This window comes from Brevundimonas sp. PWP3-1b1 (assembly GCF_049896065.1).
In the GTDB taxonomy this organism is placed as follows: domain Bacteria; phylum Pseudomonadota; class Alphaproteobacteria; order Caulobacterales; family Caulobacteraceae; genus Brevundimonas; species Brevundimonas intermedia_B.
Genome location: NZ_JAFCTO010000001.1, coordinates 900,987 through 920,213, shown reverse-complemented (window position 1 = coordinate 920,213; position 19,227 = coordinate 900,987). Strand labels below are relative to the sequence as shown.

At 68.6% G+C, this 19,227-nt stretch carries 20 protein-coding genes; 6 read left to right on the top strand and 14 right to left on the bottom strand.

Annotated elements, in window-relative coordinates:
• Nucleotides 1-262: 262 nt before the first annotated feature.
• From guaA to guaB, 5 genes are read right to left on the bottom strand one after another with little or no spacing between them, the layout of a single operon-like run.
• Nucleotides 263-1,819, bottom strand: coding sequence for a glutamine-hydrolyzing GMP synthase (gene guaA, locus ACP69V_RS04505; protein ID WP_426022825.1), 1,557 nt, complete (start codon nucleotides 1,817-1,819; stop codon nucleotides 263-265).
• Nucleotides 1,816-2,517: a 5'-methylthioadenosine/S-adenosylhomocysteine nucleosidase gene (locus tag ACP69V_RS04500; protein ID WP_426022824.1), complete on the bottom strand. Its 702-nt coding sequence runs from the start codon at nucleotides 2,515-2,517 to the stop codon at nucleotides 1,816-1,818. Before ACP69V_RS04500 ends, guaA begins: the two co-directional genes overlap by 4 nt.
• Nucleotides 2,517-3,818, bottom strand: a complete 1,302-nt coding sequence (locus ACP69V_RS04495; protein ID WP_426022823.1) for an RsmB/NOP family class I SAM-dependent RNA methyltransferase — start codon at nucleotides 3,816-3,818, stop codon at nucleotides 2,517-2,519. The genes ACP69V_RS04500 and ACP69V_RS04495 overlap by 1 nt, the downstream gene beginning before the upstream one ends.
• Nucleotide 3,819: 1 nt before the next feature.
• Nucleotides 3,820-4,221: an MAPEG family protein gene (locus ACP69V_RS04490; protein WP_426022822.1), complete on the bottom strand. Its 402-nt coding sequence runs from the start codon at nucleotides 4,219-4,221 to the stop codon at nucleotides 3,820-3,822.
• A 4-nt stretch (nucleotides 4,222-4,225) separates the two neighbouring features.
• On the bottom strand, nucleotides 4,226-5,683 hold the full coding sequence (guaB, locus tag ACP69V_RS04485) for an IMP dehydrogenase (protein WP_426022821.1): 1,458 nt from the start codon (nucleotides 5,681-5,683) through the stop codon (nucleotides 4,226-4,228).
• A 127-nt stretch (nucleotides 5,684-5,810) separates the two neighbouring features.
• Between guaB and ACP69V_RS04480 the strand changes: the two genes are divergently transcribed.
• Entirely contained in the window at nucleotides 5,811-6,362 is a 552-nt protein-coding gene (locus ACP69V_RS04480) for a DUF2061 domain-containing protein (protein ID WP_426022820.1), read from the top strand.
• Between the two features lie 4 nt (nucleotides 6,363-6,366).
• On the opposite strand, the gene ACP69V_RS04475 is transcribed toward ACP69V_RS04480, so the two are convergent.
• Complete coding sequence (locus ACP69V_RS04475; protein ID WP_135193158.1) at nucleotides 6,367-7,077, bottom strand: RlmE family RNA methyltransferase; 711 nt, start codon at nucleotides 7,075-7,077, stop codon at nucleotides 6,367-6,369.
• Nucleotides 7,078-7,150: 73 nt separating this feature from the next.
• Between ACP69V_RS04475 and ACP69V_RS04470 the strand changes: the two genes are divergently transcribed.
• The 3 genes from ACP69V_RS04470 to ACP69V_RS04460 all read left to right on the top strand — a co-directional run bounded on the left by ACP69V_RS04470 (nucleotide 7,151) and on the right by ACP69V_RS04460 (nucleotide 9,834).
• Nucleotides 7,151-7,612 carry a peptidylprolyl isomerase gene (locus tag ACP69V_RS04470; protein WP_426022819.1) on the top strand — a complete coding sequence of 154 codons (462 nt, stop codon included), beginning with the start codon at nucleotides 7,151-7,153 and terminating at the stop codon, nucleotides 7,610-7,612.
• 67 nt (nucleotides 7,613-7,679) lie between these two features.
• Nucleotides 7,680-8,780 carry a glycosyltransferase family 4 protein gene (locus ACP69V_RS04465; RefSeq protein ID WP_426022818.1) on the top strand — a complete coding sequence of 367 codons (1,101 nt, stop codon included), beginning with the start codon at nucleotides 7,680-7,682 and terminating at the stop codon, nucleotides 8,778-8,780.
• Nucleotides 8,773-9,834 carry a glycosyltransferase family 4 protein gene (locus ACP69V_RS04460; protein ID WP_426022817.1) on the top strand — a complete coding sequence of 354 codons (1,062 nt, stop codon included), beginning with the start codon at nucleotides 8,773-8,775 and terminating at the stop codon, nucleotides 9,832-9,834. Before ACP69V_RS04465 ends, ACP69V_RS04460 begins: the two co-directional genes overlap by 8 nt.
• Here the strand turns inward: ACP69V_RS04460 and ACP69V_RS04455 are convergent.
• The 6 genes from ACP69V_RS04455 to ACP69V_RS04430 all read right to left on the bottom strand — a co-directional run bounded on the left by ACP69V_RS04455 (nucleotide 9,774) and on the right by ACP69V_RS04430 (nucleotide 15,915).
• On the bottom strand, nucleotides 9,774-11,006 hold the full coding sequence (locus ACP69V_RS04455; RefSeq protein WP_426022816.1) for a glycosyltransferase: 1,233 nt from the start codon (nucleotides 11,004-11,006) through the stop codon (nucleotides 9,774-9,776). The genes ACP69V_RS04460 and ACP69V_RS04455 overlap by 61 nt on opposite strands.
• Nucleotides 10,982-12,208 carry an O-antigen ligase family protein gene (locus ACP69V_RS04450; protein ID WP_426022815.1) on the bottom strand — a complete coding sequence of 409 codons (1,227 nt, stop codon included), beginning with the start codon at nucleotides 12,206-12,208 and terminating at the stop codon, nucleotides 10,982-10,984. The genes ACP69V_RS04455 and ACP69V_RS04450 overlap by 25 nt, the downstream gene beginning before the upstream one ends.
• Nucleotides 12,196-13,107 (bottom strand): glycosyltransferase family 2 protein, encoded by a 912-nt coding sequence (locus tag ACP69V_RS04445; protein WP_426022814.1) that lies wholly within the window; start codon nucleotides 13,105-13,107, stop codon nucleotides 12,196-12,198. Before ACP69V_RS04445 ends, ACP69V_RS04450 begins: the two co-directional genes overlap by 13 nt.
• Nucleotides 13,104-14,375 (bottom strand): oligosaccharide flippase family protein, encoded by a 1,272-nt coding sequence (locus tag ACP69V_RS04440; RefSeq protein ID WP_426022813.1) that lies wholly within the window; start codon nucleotides 14,373-14,375, stop codon nucleotides 13,104-13,106. Before ACP69V_RS04440 ends, ACP69V_RS04445 begins: the two co-directional genes overlap by 4 nt.
• Nucleotides 14,376-14,451: 76 nt before the next feature.
• The gene (locus ACP69V_RS04435; protein ID WP_426022812.1) at nucleotides 14,452-14,865 is read right to left on the bottom strand and encodes a DUF2177 family protein; all 414 of its coding nucleotides are present in this window, start codon (nucleotides 14,863-14,865) and stop codon (nucleotides 14,452-14,454) included.
• A 21-nt stretch (nucleotides 14,866-14,886) separates the two neighbouring features.
• Nucleotides 14,887-15,915, bottom strand: a complete 1,029-nt coding sequence (locus tag ACP69V_RS04430; protein WP_426022811.1) for an SAM-dependent methyltransferase — start codon at nucleotides 15,913-15,915, stop codon at nucleotides 14,887-14,889.
• A 325-nt stretch (nucleotides 15,916-16,240) separates the two neighbouring features.
• Here ACP69V_RS04430 and ACP69V_RS04425 point away from each other — a divergent pair, with 325 nt between their 5' ends.
• Together ACP69V_RS04425 and ACP69V_RS04420 are read left to right on the top strand one after the other, a co-directional pair.
• The gene (locus tag ACP69V_RS04425; protein ID WP_426022810.1) at nucleotides 16,241-16,945 is read left to right on the top strand and encodes a CoA transferase subunit A; all 705 of its coding nucleotides are present in this window, start codon (nucleotides 16,241-16,243) and stop codon (nucleotides 16,943-16,945) included.
• The gene (locus ACP69V_RS04420) at nucleotides 16,945-17,598 is read left to right on the top strand and encodes a 3-oxoacid CoA-transferase subunit B (RefSeq protein WP_426022809.1); all 654 of its coding nucleotides are present in this window, start codon (nucleotides 16,945-16,947) and stop codon (nucleotides 17,596-17,598) included. The genes ACP69V_RS04425 and ACP69V_RS04420 overlap by 1 nt, the downstream gene beginning before the upstream one ends.
• 34 nt (nucleotides 17,599-17,632) lie before the next feature.
• On the opposite strand, the gene ACP69V_RS04415 is transcribed toward ACP69V_RS04420, so the two are convergent.
• Together ACP69V_RS04415 and ACP69V_RS04410 are read right to left on the bottom strand one after the other, a co-directional pair.
• Complete coding sequence (locus ACP69V_RS04415; RefSeq protein ID WP_426022808.1) at nucleotides 17,633-18,283, bottom strand: ABC-type transport auxiliary lipoprotein family protein; 651 nt, start codon at nucleotides 18,281-18,283, stop codon at nucleotides 17,633-17,635.
• Nucleotides 18,280-19,218 carry an MlaD family protein gene (locus ACP69V_RS04410; protein ID WP_426022807.1) on the bottom strand — a complete coding sequence of 313 codons (939 nt, stop codon included), beginning with the start codon at nucleotides 19,216-19,218 and terminating at the stop codon, nucleotides 18,280-18,282. Before ACP69V_RS04410 ends, ACP69V_RS04415 begins: the two co-directional genes overlap by 4 nt.
• Nucleotides 19,219-19,227 lie beyond the last annotated feature (9 nt).

Here is a 19,227-nt window from a genome sequence, read left to right as displayed (position 1 = left end):
GCGGATTTGCCCGATGCACGACCGGTATTTTCCTTCAAGATCAATATGTTGATCCAAAATAATACCGTCACCGCCTTGCGATGATGCTGACGGTACGAGGGAGCTTCCTGCATCGCAACAGGAGGCGACACCGTCGCCAGTGACGGTAAAACGAAAAAAGACCCTCCGAATGATATCGAAGGGTCCCGTCAGAATTCACAATGTTGTCAGGCGCTTATCGAGGTTTTCGGAAGCGATACCGAAAGGTAGCGAGAGCCCCGAATTATTCCCACTCGATCGTCCCCGGCGGCTTCGACGTCACGTCGTAAACCACCCGGTTCACGCCGCGCACCTCGTTGATGATCCGTGTCGCGGTCTTGGCCAGCACATCCCAGGGGAATTGGTAGAAGTCAGCGGTCATACCGTCGGTGGAGGAGACGGCGCGCAGGGCCAGGACCTTTTCGTAGGTGCGGGCGTCGCCCATGACGCCGACGGTCTTGACCGGCAGCAGGACGGCGAAGGCCTGCCAGATCTGGTCGTAGAGGCCGGCCTTGCGGATCTCGTCCAGATAGATGGCGTCGGCCTGTTGCAGGGTCTCGACGGCATCCGGCGTGATCTCGCCCGGGATGCGGATGGCCAGGCCGGGTCCGGGGAACGGATGACGCCCCACGAAGGCGTCGGTCAGGCCAAGTTCGCGGCCCAGGGCGCGGACCTCGTCCTTGAACAGTTCGCGCAAGGGCTCGACCAGTTTCAGCTTCATATAGTCGGGCAGGCCGCCGACATTGTGGTGGCTCTTGATCACATGGGCCTTGCCGCTGGACGAGGACACGCTCTCGATCACGTCGGGATAGAGGGTGCCCTGGGCCAGGAATTCGGCGCCCTCGATCTTCGAGGCTTCGCGGTCGAAGATCTCGATGAAGACGCGGCCGATGATCTTGCGCTTGGTCTCCGGGTCCGACTGGCCCGCCAACTCGCCCAGGAATTCTTTCGACGCATCAACATGAACCAGCGGGATATTGTAGTGCTCGCGGAACAGGGTGGTGACCTGTGTCGCCTCGTCCTTGCGCAGCAGGCCGGTGTCCACGAACACGCAGGTCAGCTGGTCGCCGATCGCCTCGTGGATCAGCACGGCCGCGACCGATGAATCGACGCCGCCGGACAGGCCGCAGATGACCTTGGCGTCGCCGACCTGTTCGCGGATCTGGGCGATCTTCTCGTCGCGATAGGCGGCCATGGTCCAGTCGCCCTTCAGCCCGGCGATGCCGTGGGTGAAGTTCTTCAGCATCTGGTGGCCGCGCGGGGTGTGCATCACCTCCGGGTGGAACTGCACGCCGTAGAAGCGGCGGGTCTCGTCGGCGATCACCGCATAGGGCGAGCCGGCCGAGGAGGCGACGACGTCGAAGCCCTCGGGGATGGCGACGATCTTGTCGCCGTGGCTCATCCAGACCGTCTCCTCCTCGCCGACCGGGGCCAGGTCGGCCAGCAGGGGCGAGGCCTTTTCGACGGTGATCTCGGCGCGGCCGAACTCGCGGGTGTGGCCGCCCTCGACCTTGCCGCCCAGCTGTTCGCACATGGTCATCTCGCCGTAGCAGATGCCCAGCACCGGCACCCCGGCCTCGAACACGGCCTGGGGGGCGCGGGGGCTGCCCTCTTCGTGGACGCTCTCGGGACCTCCCGACAGGATGATGGCCGCCGGGTTCATGCCCGCCAGCGCCGCCTCGGCCTTCTGGAACGGATGAATCTCGCAATAGACGCTGGCCTCGCGCAGGCGCCGCGCGATCAGCTGCGTCACCTGGCTGCCGAAATCGACGATGAGAACCTTCTGGTGCGGCGTGGTCATGACGTGATCGAATCCGGGGAGAGTTGCGCGGGGTCTTGGCCTTGTGCGGCCGGGATTTCAAGGGCGGCGAGGCCGTCGGCCTCCAACACGGCGACCAGACGGTCCAGGGCGACGGCCAGGTTCTCGTCCACGTGATGCAGGGTCGAGGTCCAGTCCTCCAGCGCCTTCAACTCGGCCCGACCGTCAGACACGCCTCGCAGGGCGACCAGGGGCAGGCAAAACGTCTGGGCCGACCGGACCAGGGCCCAGGTCTCCATGTCCACCATCTCGGCGTCGATGGCGTCATAGCCGGCGCCGGAGACGACATTGGCCCCGGTGGACAGGCTAGCGGTCGGCACGCCGGGGATGGGGCACGGCAGGGACAGGATCGCAGGCTGGTCCAGCAGTGGCGTCACGCCTTTGGCGAAACCCAGGGCGCTGGCGTCCATGTCGCGATAGGCGACCGACGACGCCTGATACACGCAGGCATGCTCCAGCACCCGCGACCCGCACGACCCCAGCGACACGATCAGGTCCGGCAGGTCGCCCGCCGCCCCCAGCCGCGCCAGGGCGGCGGTCAGGACGACGGCGGCCTCCACCGGGCCGACGCCGGTCATCAGCGGCTGGATGCGGGCGCGCAGATGGTCGCCGTATTCGGCGGGCGCAGCCATGACGTAGAGGACCGAAACCTCGCCATGCCGCGCCAGCCCAGACCCCATCAGGCGGCGCGCTGATAGACGGCGGCGAAGAAGCCGTCGGTGTCGGCCGTGGCCGGCGACAGTCGCAGACGCGCGCCGGACGCCAGTTCGGCGAGCCTGGCGCGGGCGGCCTCGGTCAGTTGCGGCGCCGATAGGACGTCGGCGACCGGCACCGGGCGGAAGTCGGGATTGGCGGCCTCGAAGGCGTCGGCGCTGGCCTCGTTCTCGCGCGCCAGCATCGAACAGGTGACATAGACCAGCCGCCCGCCCGGCTTCACCAGCTTGGTCGCCTGGCTCAGGATGCGCACTTGGAGCGCGTGCAGCTTCTCGACCTCCTCCGTCGTCAGACGCCAGGCGTCCTCTGGGCGCCGCCGCCAGGTGCCCGACCCCGAACAGGGGGCGTCGACGAAGACCAGATCGGCCTGGCCGTTGACGGCTTCCAGCCCGCCGCCGTTCTGACCGATCAGCACCAGGTCCGCCTCGACGCCTGCGCGTTGCAGGCGGGGCCGGATGTTCTCCAGCCGCTTGTTGACCACATCGGACGCGATCAGCTTGCCTTGCTTGCCCATGGCCTGGGCCAGCCCCAGGGTCTTGCCGCCGCCGCCGGCGCAGTAATCCACCACCGTCGTGCCGGGTTGCGCCCCGGCCAGCCAGCAGACGACCTGGCTGCCTTCGTCCTGGATCTCGAACTTGCCGGTCTTGAAGCCGTCCAGGGCCTGGATGTTGGGCGGCGGTTCCGACGGGACCCGCAGGCCCAGCGTGGACCAGGGGGTGCGCGACACCTCAAGCCCGGCGGCCCGCAGTTCGGTCTCGACCGCGTCCACCGTGGCGGCCGCATCATTGACACGCAGGTCGATGGGCGCGCGCGGCGTCATCAAGGCGTGGGCTTCCTCGGCCCACCGGTCGCCGAAGGTGGCCTTGAAATCCTCGACCACGAACTCGGGCAGACCCGCCGCGACCCAGCCGGGCACTTCGCCCTGCCCTGCCGTGATCCGGCTCCGCTCCTGTTTCGACAGCGGGCGCGGGCCATAGCCGTCGCCCGAGTGCAGGGCCTCGATCTCTTCCAGCGACAGGCCGTCGATGGCGTGCAGCGATCCGATCACCAGGGCCCGGCCGTCCTCGCGCCCGCCCATGATCCACGACAGTCGGCCGCGCGCGCGCAGCACCTTGTAGACGTGATCGGCGATGGCCCGCCGATCCTTGGACCCGGCGTATCGGTTGGCGGCCCCCCAGGCCTTCAGGACGGTTTCGGCCGGTTGGCGGCCCTGGGCCATGGAGTCCAGGACGGAGGCGGCGGCGGCGAGGCGGGCGGCTGGGGTCAATTCAGGCTTTCAGGAAAAACAGGGACGCCAGGACCATGACCAGTCCCGCAAGCGAGACCACCCAGACCAGCGACCGGACATAGGGAACGCCAAGGGCGTAAAGGGGCACATAGACGACGCGCGCCCAGAAATAGAGCGCCGTCCCCCACAGGGTCAGCGGACCGGCCGCGCCGATCACATGGGCGATCAGCACCGCGCCGATGAACAACGGCAGGGTCTCGAACAGATTGGCCTGGGCCCGTTCGAGACGGCCTGTCAGCGGCTTTCTCGCCGCCGGCGTCTCGTCGCGCGGACCCGCATTCCACTTCGAACCGAACTCGACCGTCCGCGCCCCGGCCGGCAGGAAGATCTGCACCAGCGCCAGGATCAAGGTCAGGGCCAGATAGGTCAGTTCGGTCGTCATGGCCTTATCCCTGTCTGTAGTTCGGCGCCTCGCGCGTGATCATCACGTCGTGGACATGGCTCTCCCGCAGGCCCGCGCCGGTGATGCGCACGAAGCGCGCGCGCTCCTGGAAGTCGGCGATGGTGCCCGCGCCGACATAGCCCATCGAGGCGCGAAGCCCCCCGACCATCTGGTGCAGGACCGGGCTGATCGGCCCCTTGTAAGGCGTCTGGCCCTCGATGCCCTCGGGCACCAGCTTCTCGGACGAGACTTCCTTCTGGAAATAGCGATCCGCCGATCCGCGCGCCATGGCGCCGACCGACCCCATGCCGCGATAAGACTTGTAGCTGCGCCCCTGGTACAGGAAGACCTCGCCGGGGCTTTCGTCGGTGCCCGCGAACATCGAGCCCATCATGGCCACGTTCGCGCCGGCCGCGATGGCCTTGGCCAGGTCGCCGGAATATTTGATCCCGCCGTCGGCGATGACCGAAGCGCCCGTGCCCTTGGCGGCCCGCGCCGAGTCCATCACCGCCGTCAGTTGCGGCACGCCCACGCCCGCGACGATTCGGGTGGTGCAGATCGAGCCCGGCCCAATGCCGACCTTCACCGCATCCGCGCCCGCATCGATCAGGGCCCGCGTCGCGTCATAGGTGGCGACGTTGCCGGCGATGATCTGAAGCCGGTTGTTCTCGCGCTTGATCCGCTCAACCACCTGGGCGACCGAGGCCGAGTGACCGTGGGCGGTGTCGATCACCACCACGTCCACGCCCGCTTCGGCCAACGCCATAGCCCGCTCGTAGCCGGCGTCGCCGACCGTCGAGGCCGCCCCGACCAGCAGGCGACCCTGCTCGTCCTTGGCGGCGTTCGGGAAGGCCTGGGCCTTCTCGATATCCTTCATGGTGATCAGGCCGACGGCCCGATAATCCTCATCCACCACGATGACCCGTTCGATCTTGCGGGTCTTCAGCAGGTCGCGCGCCTCTTCACGGCTGGCGCCCTCGCGCACCGTGATCAGATCGCCCGTCGTCATCAGCGAGGCCGCCGTGACGTTCAGGTCGCTCTCGAACCGCATGTCGCGGTGGGTCAGCATGCCGACCAGCTTGCCCGTCGCCGGATCGACGACGGGGAAGCCGGTGATCTTCTTGCGCGCCACGATCTCGCGCACTTCGCCCAGCGTCGTCTGCGGGCCGACCGTCACAGGATTGACCACCATGCCGCTCTCATAACGCTTCACGGCGCGGACCTCGTCGGCCTGCTCCTCGATGGTCATGTTGCGATGCAGGATGCCCAGCCCGCCGGACTGGGCCATGGCGATGGCCAGGCGATGTTCCGTCACCGTGTCCATGGCGGACGACAGCAGCGGGATATTCAGTCTGATGTCGCGTGTCAGCTGGGTCGAGACATCGACCATCGCCGGCATGAACTCGGACGGGCCGGGTTCGAGCAAAACATCGTCGAAGGTCAGTCCTTCGCGTATCTCCATATGGAGTCTCCGTTTTGCGGGCCGCGTATAACGGGCGGCGGGGGGCCACGGCAAGGGTCTTGCGGCTTATCGACCCAATAGATTTTATTGCTTTGCAACCGGCGGGGCCGATTACCATTCTCCCTGCATGGTCGGCGTCATCCTCAGCACCGCGCGCAAACTGGCTCTGAAGATCGCCAGCTATGGCGTCATGCACCTTGTCGTGGCCGTCCTGGTGGCCTTCGCCATCACGCGGGATTGGCGCATCGCCCTGGCCGTCGGCATGGTCGAGCCGATCTTCCAGACCATCGCCTACACGGTCCATGATCGTGTGTGGCACAAGGTCGAGCGCCGACGCATGGCGTCCAATATCGAAGAGGCGACCGAAGCCTTCACCGCCCGCCTCGACATCATGTCGCCCGAGGAACAGCGGCGTTCGCACGACGCCCACGGTCATGGCGGCCACAGCCACGCCCTGCCCCGCTCCCTCAAACAGGTCGCGCTGAAGACCGTGACCTATGGCGTCATGCACTTCGCCGTCGCGGTCACGGTCGCCTACGCCCTGACCAACGACATTCGCACGGCGCTGGCCATCGGAATGATCGAGCCCCTGGTCCAGACCGTCTTCTTCACCCTGCACGACCGCATCTGGGCCAGGATCGAAGACCGCCGGGCGCGCGAGAGCACGGCGACCGCCTGACGCCTCAGCGCTTGTTCAGCGCCACCAGGAAGACCTCGGCGCTGTTCTTGCGGCTCGATTCCGGCTTGACGTATTTCACCGTCTCGAACTCCTCGCGCAGCCGCGCCAGAACCCCGCCCGCGTCGCCGCCCTGGAAGTTCTTGGACACGAAGTTTCCGCCCGGCTTCAGGGTGCGGATGGCGAAGTCGGCGGCGATCTCGATCAGGGCGATGATCTTCAGGTGGTCGGTCTGGCGGTGACCCACCGTATTGTGCGCCATGTCCGACAGCACCAGGTCCGGCGCCCCGCCGATGGCGTCGATCAGTTGCTGGTCCACGCCCGGATGGGTGAAGTCGGCCTGCAACAAGGTCGAACCGGGGATCGGCTCGATCATCAGCAGGTCCACCCCCGCGACCGCCCCGGCCCCGCGATTGACCGCCACCTGGATCCAGCCGCCCGGCGCCGCGCCCAGGTCGATGACCTTACTGCCGCGCTTGATCAGGCGGAACTTGTCGTCGATCTCGATCAGCTTGAAGGCCGCGCGCGAGCGCCAACCTTCAGCTCGCGCCTTCTCCGACCATTTGTCGGCCAGCTGGCGTTTGATCCACTGCTGGCTCGACATGGACTTGGTGTCGGCCGTCTTCATCTTGGTGCCCATGCCGCGCCCGGCGGCGGTTCCGCCCGTGGGCGGTTTGACCATGCGGCGGCGTTCTTGGGGCTTTTCGTCTTCACTCATCGTTCCCACATAGCCCCGACCGGCGTTGCGGGCTATGTCCCGCCTCAAATCAACCCCCAAGAGGACGACCGAAATGGCCGAAACCCTGACCTTCACCCTGGACACCGGCGACGGCGAAGCCCGCGACGTGGTCATCAAACTGCGCTCGGACCTGGCCCCCGGCCACGTCGAACGCATCACCGAACTGGCCTCGGAAGGCTTCTATGACGGCGTCGTCTTCCACCGCGTGATCCCGGGCTTCATGGCCCAGGGCGGCGATCCGACCGGCACCGGCACCTCGGGCTCCAAGAAGCCGAACCTGAAGGCCGAGTTCTCGGCCGAGCCGCACAAGCGCGGCGTCTGCTCGATGGCCCGCACGTCCGATCCCAACAGCGCCAACTCGCAGTTCTTCATCTGCCTGGACGACGCCACCTTCCTGGACCGCCAGTACACCGTCTGGGGTGAAGTCGAGTCCGGCATGGAACACGTCGACGCCCTGCCCAAGGGCGAGCCGCCGCGCGCGCCCGGCAAGATCGTCAAGGCGACGGTCGCCTAAGTTACAATCTTGACGTTCTCCGACGATCTCCTTCAGTTGCAAGACTGAACGATCGTCGGGGGACGGCTTGCGCATACTTCTGGTCATCGAGCCGTCCGGCGGGGGTTCGGGACGCCACGTCGCGGACCTCGCCCAGGCCCTGATCCAGGCCGGGCATGATGTCTCGCTGATCTATTCCCCGCTGCGTGCCGACAGCGTGTTCCAGGACGCCGTCGCCGCCCTCTCCCTCAAAGCCCTGGAACGCCTGCCGATGCGTCGTGGCGTCGGGCCGTGGGACATCGGCGCCCTGTCGGCGCTGAACCGCCTGATCGCACGCCTGGGCCCCTTCGAAGTCATCCACGGACACAGCGCCAAGGCCGGCGCCCTGGTTCGCCTCGCCAAGGCCCCCGGCGCGGCCCGCCTCTATACGCCCCACGCCCTGCCGATGATGGGACCGCTTCGCCCCGCGACGATGCTCGCCGGCGCCGCCGAGTGGCTTCTGGCCTGGAAGACCCACAGCGCCATCATCGCCGTCTCCCAGGAAGAGGCCGCATGCGCACACCGCTGGGGCCTGCCCGACAGCCGCCTGCACGTGGTTCCGAACGGGCTCGCCGCCTGGCCGTCCTCGGACCGACAGGCGGCGCGGCATGGGCTCGGCCTGCCGGATGACGCACGGATCATCGGCTTCGTCGGTCGCCTCTGCGCGCAAAAGGACCCGGTCCGTTTCGCCCGCGCGGTGCGGCTAGCGCAGGCGAAGGATCCGCGCGTCGTCGGTGTGATGATCGGCGACGGCGATCTGGCCCCCGCCGTGCGAACCGCCGGCGGCGACGCCGTCCGCCTCCTGGGCGCTAGAGACGCCGGGCCGCTGATGGCGGGCTTCGACCTGTTCGCCATGACCAGCCGTTATGAAGCCGGGTCCTACGCCATGATCGAGGCCGCCGCCCTGGGCCTGCCCATCGTCACCACCGACGTCGGGGGCGTGGCGGCCCTGATCGACGCAGGCGCGCGCATCGACCGACTGCCCCTGGACGCAACGCCCGAACGCCTGGCCGAGGCCCTGCTCGCCGCCCTGCACCACCCGGCGGTTACATCACCCCTCAAGAACGACAGCCTGTCCGCCGCTCGCATGGCCGCGCAGACCCTGCGCGTTTATCGCCACGCCTTCGTCCTGCGGAGGCTGGGTGGCTGAGACCCTCTTCATCAACGGCCGCTTCCTGACCCAGCCGCTCAGCGGGGTGCAACGCTACGCCCGCGAAATCGTCCGCGCTTTGGACCAACGGCCCGGCGCCGCCGAACGCTATGTCCTGCTGACCCCCGTCAACGCGACCGATCCGGGCCTGACCAACATCCCCGTTCAGATCGTGCGCGGCGGTCGCGGCCACCTGTGGGAGCAGACCGCCCTGGCCTGGGCGGCGCGCCACGGCCGCCTCTTGTCCCTCGGCGGCGCCGGCCCGGTCCTGCATCCCCGGCAGGTCGTCGTCCTCCACGACGCCGCCGTCTTCCGCCATCCCGAACATTTCCGCCCCGGCTACGCCCGCTTGCACCGCGCCCTGAACCATCGGCTGGCCGCGCGCGCCGTCCTGGCCACCGTGTCCGAATTCTCCCGCCGCGAACTGGCGGCCGTGCTGAACCTGTCCCCCGCCGACATCGCCGTGTCCCCCAATGGCGCGGACCACCTCAGATCCCTCGTCCCCGACCCGGACGTGATCGAGACGCTCGCCCTTTCAGGCCGCCCCTACTTCGTCGCCCTGGGCAATCTCGCGCCGAACAAGAACATCGCCGTCATGATCCGCGCCCTGGCCTGCCTGCCGGACCCGGACCTGCGCCTCGTCCTGATCGGCGGGCGCCCCGAGACCATCTTCGCCGCATCCCCCGCCCCCGCCGACCCCCGCCTGATCTTCGCCGGTCGCTGCTCGGATGCCCAGGTCGCGGCCGTGCTGCGCGGCGCCCAGGGCCTGCTGTTCGCCAGCCTCTATGAAGGCTTCGGCATCCCCCCGCTGGAGGCCTTCGCCCAGGGCTGCCCCGTGATCGCCTCCGACATTCCCGCCACGCGGGAAGTCTGCGCCGACGCCGCCCTCTATTTCGACCCCGCCGACGACGCAGCCCTCGCCGCCCACATGGCGCGCCTAATGACCGAGCCCAACCCCGCCCGCCGTGACGCCGGACGACGGCGCGCCGATCTCTACGCCTGGTCCCGGTCCGCCGAAATCCTGGAAGACCGGCTGCTCAGCACCTGGCGATAGACCGCCCTATGCGCCTCCACGATCGACGTCTCCGTCCATAGCGCCCGCCCGCCCTCGCCGAATCGCCAGCGCTCCGGCGCCGCCATCACCCGCCGCATCGCCTGCGTCAGCTCCCCGACATCGCCCGGCTCGACCAGAGCAAGCCGGTCCGCCCCGTGCGCCGCCTCGGGCAGCCCTCCGATGCGCGAGGCGATGACGCCCCGCCCGTGCCCCACCGCCTCGACCACCACCCGCCCGAACGGCTCGGCCCACACCGCCGGCGCCACGACCACATCGACCGCCCCATAGAAGTCCGCCGCCTCCGCCTGCCCCAGCCAGACGATGCGCGGATCGGGATAGTCACGCCTCAGCCGCGCGACATAGCCAGCCTCCCCCCGTCCCGCGATCCGCAGCCGCCAGTCCCCGTCCAGCCCCGCCGTCGCCTGCAACAGGACATCGATCCCCTTCTCCGGCTCCACCCGTCCCATGAAGCCGAACACCACCGTCGGCGCGTCCGCCCACGACGGCCGACGAACCACCGCCGCCTCCCCCGCCGCATTGCCGATCACCGAGGCGGGCGTCCCTCGAAAATACCCGGCGTCCACATGCCCCTCCAGCACGGGCCGGCTCAGCGCGATCACATGGTCCACCGCCTGCGAGCGCGCGCGTTTCCCCGCCGTCAGCAACACGCACGACCCGCACCGCGCCTCGCACCGCCGCCCCCGCCGGAACATCGACGCCCGCGCGCACAGCATCGACCAGTCCCTCAAGCTCTGCACCAGCGGCAACCCCCGCCCCGCCGCCGCCCGATAGACCGACAGCGAAAACCCCGTCGTCAGATGAAGATGGATCAGATCCGGCCGCGCCCGCTCCACCGCCCGATCGACCGCCCGATCCATCAAGGGGTTCACCGCCTCCACCCCATGCCACAGCGCCCGCTGAACCCCCGGCCTGCGCGCCCCGCCATAGGGCCAGTAGAGGTTCCTCAACGGCAGCCGCCGCACCGCCACCCCGCCCACCGTCTCGTCCGCCGCCTCGCGCCCCGCATGCAAGGTCAGCACCGAAACCGTCGTCCCCGCGCGCGCCAGCCCTTGCGCCAACTGCGCCACGCTGCGTTCCGCACCCCCGACCTCGGCCGGCGGATACAGGGTGTTGACGATCAGCACCCTCACGGCGCCAGCCGTCTTCGCCACGCCAGCACCGCCACCAGGCAGGCCAGGAACACGAACCCCGCCCCCTGCGTCAGGTCCTCGCTGAACATCGCCGCCAGCACATAGACCGACAGCGGCGTCAGGGCGTCCATCCGCGCCGCCGACCAAAGGTGCAGCCCCAGAAGGATCAAAGCCACAATCACGCCCGCGGTCCGCGCCGTGAACAGATAGCCGTTGTGGCTGACCGACGCCGCGCGATAGGCGCCCATCTCCTTCGCCGTCGTCCACCCCGCGCCCAGCGGTCGCTCCATCACCTGGTCGAGCGTCCGCCGCCACGTCTCCATCCGCCCGGCCAGATTGTCCGCCAGCGTCGCCCGATCGAAGCGGCCGGCCAACCGCTCGCCGTCCATCTCGATCCGCCCGCTCTGGGCCACCGCCAGTCCCCCCGCCAGCAGACAGACCGCCAGCATCACGCCCAAGGGGTTCGCCCGCTCGCCCCGCTGCCGCCCGACCACGACCCGCGCCAGACCCGCCAGCACCGCCGCCGCCATCCCCCCGCGCGACAGGGTGCTCACAAAGCCAAGGATCGCCACGCCGAACCCCGCCGTCGCCGCCGCCCGGCCCCTCGCCAGGATCAAGGCGGCGGGAACCGCCAGACCGATCATCGCCATGGCCGCGTTCGGGTGCTCCGCCAGGGTCGTCATCCGCACATGCGCCGCCGCCGTGGTCACGACCGCGCGCGGCGAGACCAGCCCCACCGCCTGCAAGGCCTCGCGCCCCGCCAGAATCGCCAGCCCATAGGTCGCCAGATGACAGACCGCACCAGTCAGGATCGCCGCAAAGAACAGCCTTCGTCGCCCCGCGTCCCTCAGGATCACGCTCGCAGCCGCCGGCGCGACCAGCACCGCCGCGATCCACCGAAACCAGAAAACGGCGTCCGCCGTATTCAGCCCCGGCCCGACCGACGACGCCTGCACCAGCAACGTCACGACCAAAACCAGCGCCGCCGCCGGCCCCGCCGCCCTCAGCGTCGCCGTCATCCGCCCCCATTCGACCCCCGCCATCGGCAGGGCGACCGCCAGCGCCAGATCCCCCAGCCGTGGCCCGCTGACCTGTCCCGGCGTCAGGAACACCGGCAGCGTCACGCCCAGCCCCAGCAGCGTCAGCGCCGTCCGCTCATAAGCCGCGCGAACGCTCGACCACCGCAGGCCGGACCGCCGCCGCCCCGTCGCTAGGGCGCGCAATGCTCGACCTCGGGATCGAACCGGGCGCCGTCCGCCACCCCGGCGACCAGCACGCCCGCCTTGCGCCACCGCCCCTGCACGGCCAGCCGCCCGGCCAGACGCAGGCGAGACGCGGCGTATCGCAGCGCCGACCCCGCCCCTTCGTGGCGCCGCTTGGCCAGGATGACGTTGCGCGTCAGGCACCGGTGCAGCCGCTCGCGCGCCGCATCGGCCTCGGTCTCGATCGACAGCCGCCCCGGCGCCGCGCGCACATGGACGACCCGGCTGGCGGCCACCAGATGCCCCGGTCCCTCGCGCGACAGCCGCAACGTATATTCCGTATCGTCGCCCCAGATGAACATGGGCGCCAGCGGCAGGCCGTGCCGCGCCACCGCCGCCCGGCTTACCAGCACCGACACGAAGGTCGCCTGCCGCACCGGGATCAGCCCCCGTTCCAGCCGCTCGCCCCAGACCGCATAGCCCAGGGCGTTCTCGCCCCGGTCGATCTCCGGCGTATTGGTCAGCAACCCCTCGGGCGACCGCACGCTGGAACACAGGAAGGCCGGGCTAGCGCCTTCGGCCTCCAGCGTCGCTTCGGCCTGCAACAGGGCCTCCAGCGCATCGGGCGCCGCCAGGACGTCGTCGTCCATCAGCCACAGCCGGTCCGCGCCCGCCTGCATCGCCGCGCGTATCCCGGCGTTGAACCCGCCCGCCCCGCCGGTGTTGACCGGCATCCGCACCACCAGCGCCTTTCCTGCCCAGGCGTCGGCCAGCATCTCGGCGGTGCCGTCGTCGCTGGCGTTGTCGACCACCACCACCCCGTCGCAATGACGGGTCTGGGCGATCAGATGCGCCAGGCACCGCTCCAGCAGTTCGCGCCGGTTCCACGTCACCACCACAGCCCAGACCGACAGGCTCATGCCGCCACCCGTGCGATCCGCCGCGGGAACAGCGACGCCCAATGCGGCCTCAGCCACACCAGACAGGCCGCCACCACCGCCGCCTCGCCGACGATCCGCGCCCACGCCATGCCGTTTGCCCCCAGCGACGGCGCCAGCAGAACCGCCGGCCCCAGCGTCGCCACGCAACCCAGCCCCACCGTCAGGGCGAAACCCCGATCCATCCTCAGCGGCGTCATCACCTGCAACCCCAGCACCTGACTGACCGCCACCAGCGGCAGCATCCAGGCCAGCAGACGCAACACATCGACCGCCCCCCCAAACCCGTCTCCAAACAGCACCGGCACAAGGATCGGCGCCGCCACGGCCAGACCGCCAGCTATCGCCACGAAGGCGGCCAGCGAAAGCCCCAGCGTCCATCGCGCCGTCCGAAACGCCGTCTCAGCATCCTCGACCAGCAGGCCCGCGATACGCGGCGCGATCAGCCCCGCCATCGGCCGCATCAGCGACCCCGCCGCCGCCACCATCCGGTCGACCACGCCATAGATCGCCGCCTGCACAGGTCCGGCCAGGGCCGCGACGACCAGCACCGCCGCGCCCGTATAGGCCACGACTGCCGCCCGGCTGAGGAACAGTGGCCCGCCCTCGATCAGCGCCCGTCTCACGAACCCCCGCCCCGGCGCCGTCACCCTCTGGCGACGCAGCAGCATCACGGCCCCCACGACCACCCCGGCCCAGACGCCCGCCGCCTGCACCGCCAGCACTCCGCCCACATCCAGCGCGGGCCAGACCAGCACCACTGCTGTCGCGGCCAGGGCCAGCCCGACCTCCACAACCGCGAGCGGCGCCGGATCGCGCACTCCCTGAAAGAACCACAGCAGCCCCGCGCCCTGCCCGACACCCAACAGGATCGCCATGGCCACGGCGGGCGTCGCGCCCTCCAGCACCGGATGGATCGCCGCCAACCCCACGCCCAAGGCGACGGCGGGCAGGACCAGCACGGCGCGCAGGGCCAGGGCCTGGCCCACGATCACGTCGCGCGCCTCGACCGCGCCTGCGATGTCGCGCGGCCCCGACAGGGTCAGTCCATAATCCACGACCACCGACACGATCAGCGCCAAGGCGACCGCCGCCGCATAGACGCCGAACCCTTCAGGCCCCAGTCTGCGCGTCAGGACCGGATAGAGCAGCAGCGGCGCGACATAGCGGGCGACATGCGCGCCATACAGCAGCCCCGCATCGGCTGCGCCCCGCGCCGACAGCACGCCATGCCCGCCGTTCCCCACCATCGCCCCCGATCAACCTGGAGGCGAGCTTAGACACGCTGAAGCTCTCGACCGCAAGGGCGCGGCCAGACGGTGGGTGTCAGCCGAACTGGCCCTCGGCCCAGCGCGCGGCGAAATATCCGCCGGTCGCCGAGACGCACGTCAGGACCGTGCCCCACATCAGATCGATCACCGTCAGCTTGGTCTGCCACACCGCCAGCGTCGCCTGATTAGTCAGGTCGTAGGTGGCGTAAGCGACGAATCCCAGGACTGCCCCGTTGATCGCCGCCCGCGTCCAGTTCCCTTCCTTCAGGGCCGGCGCGATAGCCAGGAAGACCGTTCCCGCGATGGAGATCAGGTAAAAGGCCACCGCCGCCTTCATATCCGGCTTGTCCAGCATGATCGGCTCCAGCACGGGCTTGTAGAGCCGGTCGGTCATGGTCGTCAGCCAGACGAAGTCGATGGCGGCGAACGTCAGGCCCGCCCCGAGGTATGCCGCGACATATTTGATCATGCTCGTGTCCTCACTTGGGTTTCAGGCGGCCGGTTTCAGGCGATAGTGGCTGACCGCCCAGGTGCGGCCCTCGTCGTTGCCGAACAGGCCCGCAGTAGCCAGGTAGAAACGCCGCCAGCGTCGGGTCCACAGCCTGGCATCGTCGCCATAGGTCTCGCGCATCAACACCGCGACCCGCTCCGCGTTCCGGTCCATGTTCGCCAGCCAGTCGTTCGCCGTCCTGGCGTAATGCGCGCCGTTCCAGGTCCATTCCTGCTCGACCGCGAACAGGTCGGGGAACTGACGGATCAGGCCGTGGCTGGGCATCACCCCGCCGGTGAAGAAGTGCTGGGCGATGAAGTCGCCGCTGTCGGTATGGTCGAACCGGTAAGGGGCGTCGCGGTGCGTGAAGACGTGAATGAACATCCGCCCGTCGGCCTTCAGCCAGCCCCTCGCCTTGGTCAGCAGGGCGCGCCAGTTGGCCATATGCTCGAACATCTCGACCGAGACGATGCGGTCGAACTGCTGTTCCGTCTGAAACGCGTTCATGTCGGCGGTGACGACGGTCAGGTTGGTCAGACCCCGCGCCTTCGCCTGCGCCTCGATGTGGCCGCGCTGCCCATGGCTGTTCGACACCGCCGTGATCCTGGCGTTCGGATAGGTCTCGGCCATCCACAGCGACAGCGAGCCCCAGCCGCAGCCCATCTCCAGAATGGCCTGCCCGTCGGTCAGCTCGGCATGGGCGCAGGTCTCCGCCAGCGCCGCCTCCTCCGCCTGATCCAGCGTCTCGCGCCCGGTCGGATAGAGGCAGCACGAATATTTCAGCCGCTCGCCCAGGCACAGCTGGAAGAATTCGGGCGGCAGTTCGTAATGCTGCTCGTTCGCCGCATCCGCGTGTTCGGCGATGGCGCGCTGGGCCATGTCGCGCGCGAACGCCGCCTCGTCATGCGGCCCGTCGCGGTCCAGCCGCTTGCGCGCCTCCGTCACCAGACTGTCGATCGCCGGACGGGTCACGAAATCCGGGAAGGGCGCGTCCTGCAACTGGCGAATGGCGACATTGGTCAGGTTCATGAAGACGTCCTTGGCGATCAGGCGCAGCGTGCAGGTGTCATGGAATACGCCGTTCCGCCACGGGCGGATGCATCCGCCCTTGAACACGGCGTCGACGATGCCGACATCAGGTCCGAGCCTGCATGATTTCAGACGAAGTGCACACTTTGCACCCTGTTTTTCCAAGCCGGGCCGGCGTCGTTTCAGACGAATTAGACTCTGTTTTTTGCGTCGACCGTCTGAAATCGCCGCGTCGGATCGACGCCGCGACTTGCCCCCCGCCTGCCCCCGCGTTAGGCGTGGTCAAAGCGCCGATATTCATCAGGCAATGAAAAAAGGGAGAGCGATGGGAAAGATCTACGCTGACGTCACGTCCGCGCTGGAGGGGCTGACCTTCGACGGCATGACGGTCATGTCCGGGGGCTTTGGCCTGTGCGGCATCCCCGAGAACCTGATCGCCGCCCTGCGCGACAGCGGCGTCAAGGGGCTGACGGTCATCTCCAACAACGCCGGGGTCGACGGTTTCGGCCTGGGCCAGCTCCTCGGCACCCGCCAGATCGCCAAGATGATCTCGTCCTACGTCGGCGAGAACAAGGAGTTCGAGCGCCAGTACCTGGCCGGCGAGCTGGAGCTGGAGTTCAATCCCCAGGGCACCTTGGCCGAGCGCATCCGCGCCGGCGGCGCCGGCATCCCCGCCTTCTTCACCGCCACCGGCGTCGGCACCCTGGTCGCCGAGGGCAAGGAAGTCCGCAACTTCGACGGCCGCGACTACGTCATGGAGACCGGCCTCATCGCCGACCTGTCCATCGTCAAGGCCTGGAAGGCCGACGAGCGCGGCAACCTGGTGTTCCGCAAGACCGCCCGCAACTTCAACCCGATGATGGCCACCGCCGGCAAGGTCACGGTCGTCGAGGTCGAGGAGATCGTCCCCGTCGGCTCGCTCGACCCCGACCACATCCACACGCCGGGCGTCTACGTCGACCGTCTGGTCCAGACCGTGTCCGAGAAGCGCATCGAACAGCGCACTGTGCGCCAGAGGGAGGCCATCTGATGCCCCGCACCCGCGAACAACTCGCCGAACGCGCCGCCTTGGAGCTTCAGGACGGCTTCTACGTCAACCTCGGCATCGGCATCCCGACCCTGGTCGCCAACTACATCCCCGCCGGCATGACCGTGACCCTCCAGTCCGAGAACGGCATGCTGGGCATGGGCCCCTTCCCCTACGAGGGGGACGAGGATCCCGACCTAATCAACGCCGGGAAACAGACGATCACCGAGATCCCGGAGAGCAGCTACTTCTCCAGCGCCGACAGCTTCGCCATGATCCGCGGCGGCCACATCAACCTGTCGATCCTGGGAGCGATGGAAGTGGCCCAGAACGGCGACATCGCCAACTGGATGATCCCCGGCAAGCTGGTGAAGGGCATGGGCGGCGCCATGGACCTGGTCGCGGGCGTCAAGCGCGTGGTCGTGGTCATGGAACACGCCAACAAGCACGGCCAGTCCAAGGTGCTGAAAGCCTGCACCCTGCCCCTGACCGGCACGGGCGTTGTCAGCCGCATCATCACCGACCTGGCGACCTTCGACGTCAGGCCTGACGGCGCAGGGCTTGAGCTGGTCGAACTGGCCGACGGCGTCACCCTGGACGAGGTCGCCGCCAAGACCGAGGCCGCCTACACCGTCGCGGAAGGGCTGGCGGCCTAAAGCCTGCGGGCGGCCCCGGCCGCCCGCATCGGCCTCAGCGCGCCGACTGGATCGTCCAGTCGGCGATCTGGATGTTGATGTCGCGCGTGGCGGTGTCGAAGGCCGAGACGATGGCCCCCACGCGGTTCTCGCTAGCGGGCTGGGTCACGGTGAACACCCGCTCCACCGATCGTGCCTGTTCAGGTCGGATCGCTGCGCCGCCCGCATGGCGCTCGGGCGTGGAGCGCAACTGGGCCCGCGCCGTGATCACCACGTCCGGCGTCGCGCCCGGTGCGGCATAGCGCGCCTCGAACGACGTCACCGTGACTTGCAGCACCAGCGGCGGCGTGCCCGGCTCGCGACGGCCCAGCACACGGATCTGGTCGGCCCGATTGGCGAAGGCCGCCTTCAAACTGTCGTCGAACAGGGTCGCTGCCGGCGACACCCAGCGCGCAGCGCCGATATAGGCCGTCTCGGTGCCCGTCACGCCCAGAATGCGGTCGTCACGGGTGGCTTCCGGGAATTCGATACGGCGGATCGATACCGACAGCGGCGCAGGCGTGTCGCCCTCGGCCGATGGCGCATCGGTCGGCAGGCCGAAGCGATAAAGCTGCACCGGATCTGGCGTCGACAGCAGCGAGCATCCGCTCAGCACGGCGGCGGCGCCGGCGGCGACCGCCATTCGAAGGACAGGACGAAGGATCACGGCTGCACCTCCAGCTCTTTGGATTGGGGACGACCGATGAAGTCGCGCGGACTGGCGCGGACATCGTCGATCAGGGATTGCAGCGACCGGGTGGCCTCCTGCAGTTCCTCGATGGTGCCGCTCAGTTGCGGCAGGCTCGACGTCGCGAAATCGCCCAGCGGCCGTTCCAGCCCACTGATCGACCGGTTGGCCGAGGCGATGGCCGTCCGGGCCTCCGACGTCGCCTGGTTGATGTTGGCGATGGCTTCGCGGCCGTCGGTGTTGATGATCTGGCGCGTATCGACGGCCAGGGCCTGGTATTCCTTCACCGCAGCGTTGGCGTTGGTCACGGCCTCTTCCAACTGCTGGAAGATGGCCTTGCGGGCCTCAAGCTCGGTCGTCAGGGATTCCACGTTCTTCACGCTGGTCGAGAAGCTGCGGATATTGTCGTCGGACATAACGCGGTTTATCCGGTTCAGCGCATCCACCGTCTGGGCCAGCACCGTGCCCGAACCGCTGAGCAGCTCGGCGATCGGCGACGGCTGGCTTTGCAGCACCGGCACGACGTTGTCGGGATACTGCTCCTTCAGCAGGGCGCTGTTCGGCGAACCGGCGGTGATCTGGATGTAGTTCAGGCCCGTGATGCCCTGCGGCTCCAGCTGGGCGCGCGAGGTCACGCGCACCGGCGTCGTGCCGTCCACGCGAACGCGGGCGATGACCTGATCGCCACGCTTGGTGTCGATGTTCAGGTCGGTCACCTCGCCCACGCGGATGCCGTTGAAATGCACTTCGCCGCCTTCCGACAGGCCGTTCACCGGCCCGTAGAAGACGATGTCGTACATGTCGTAATCGCTGTTGAACTGCAGCCGGGCCAGCCAGATGGTGAACACGGCCAGCGCCGCCAGAAGGCAGACGGTGGCGATCCCGACTGCGGCATAATGTGCGTCTCTTTCCATAGTCGGCTC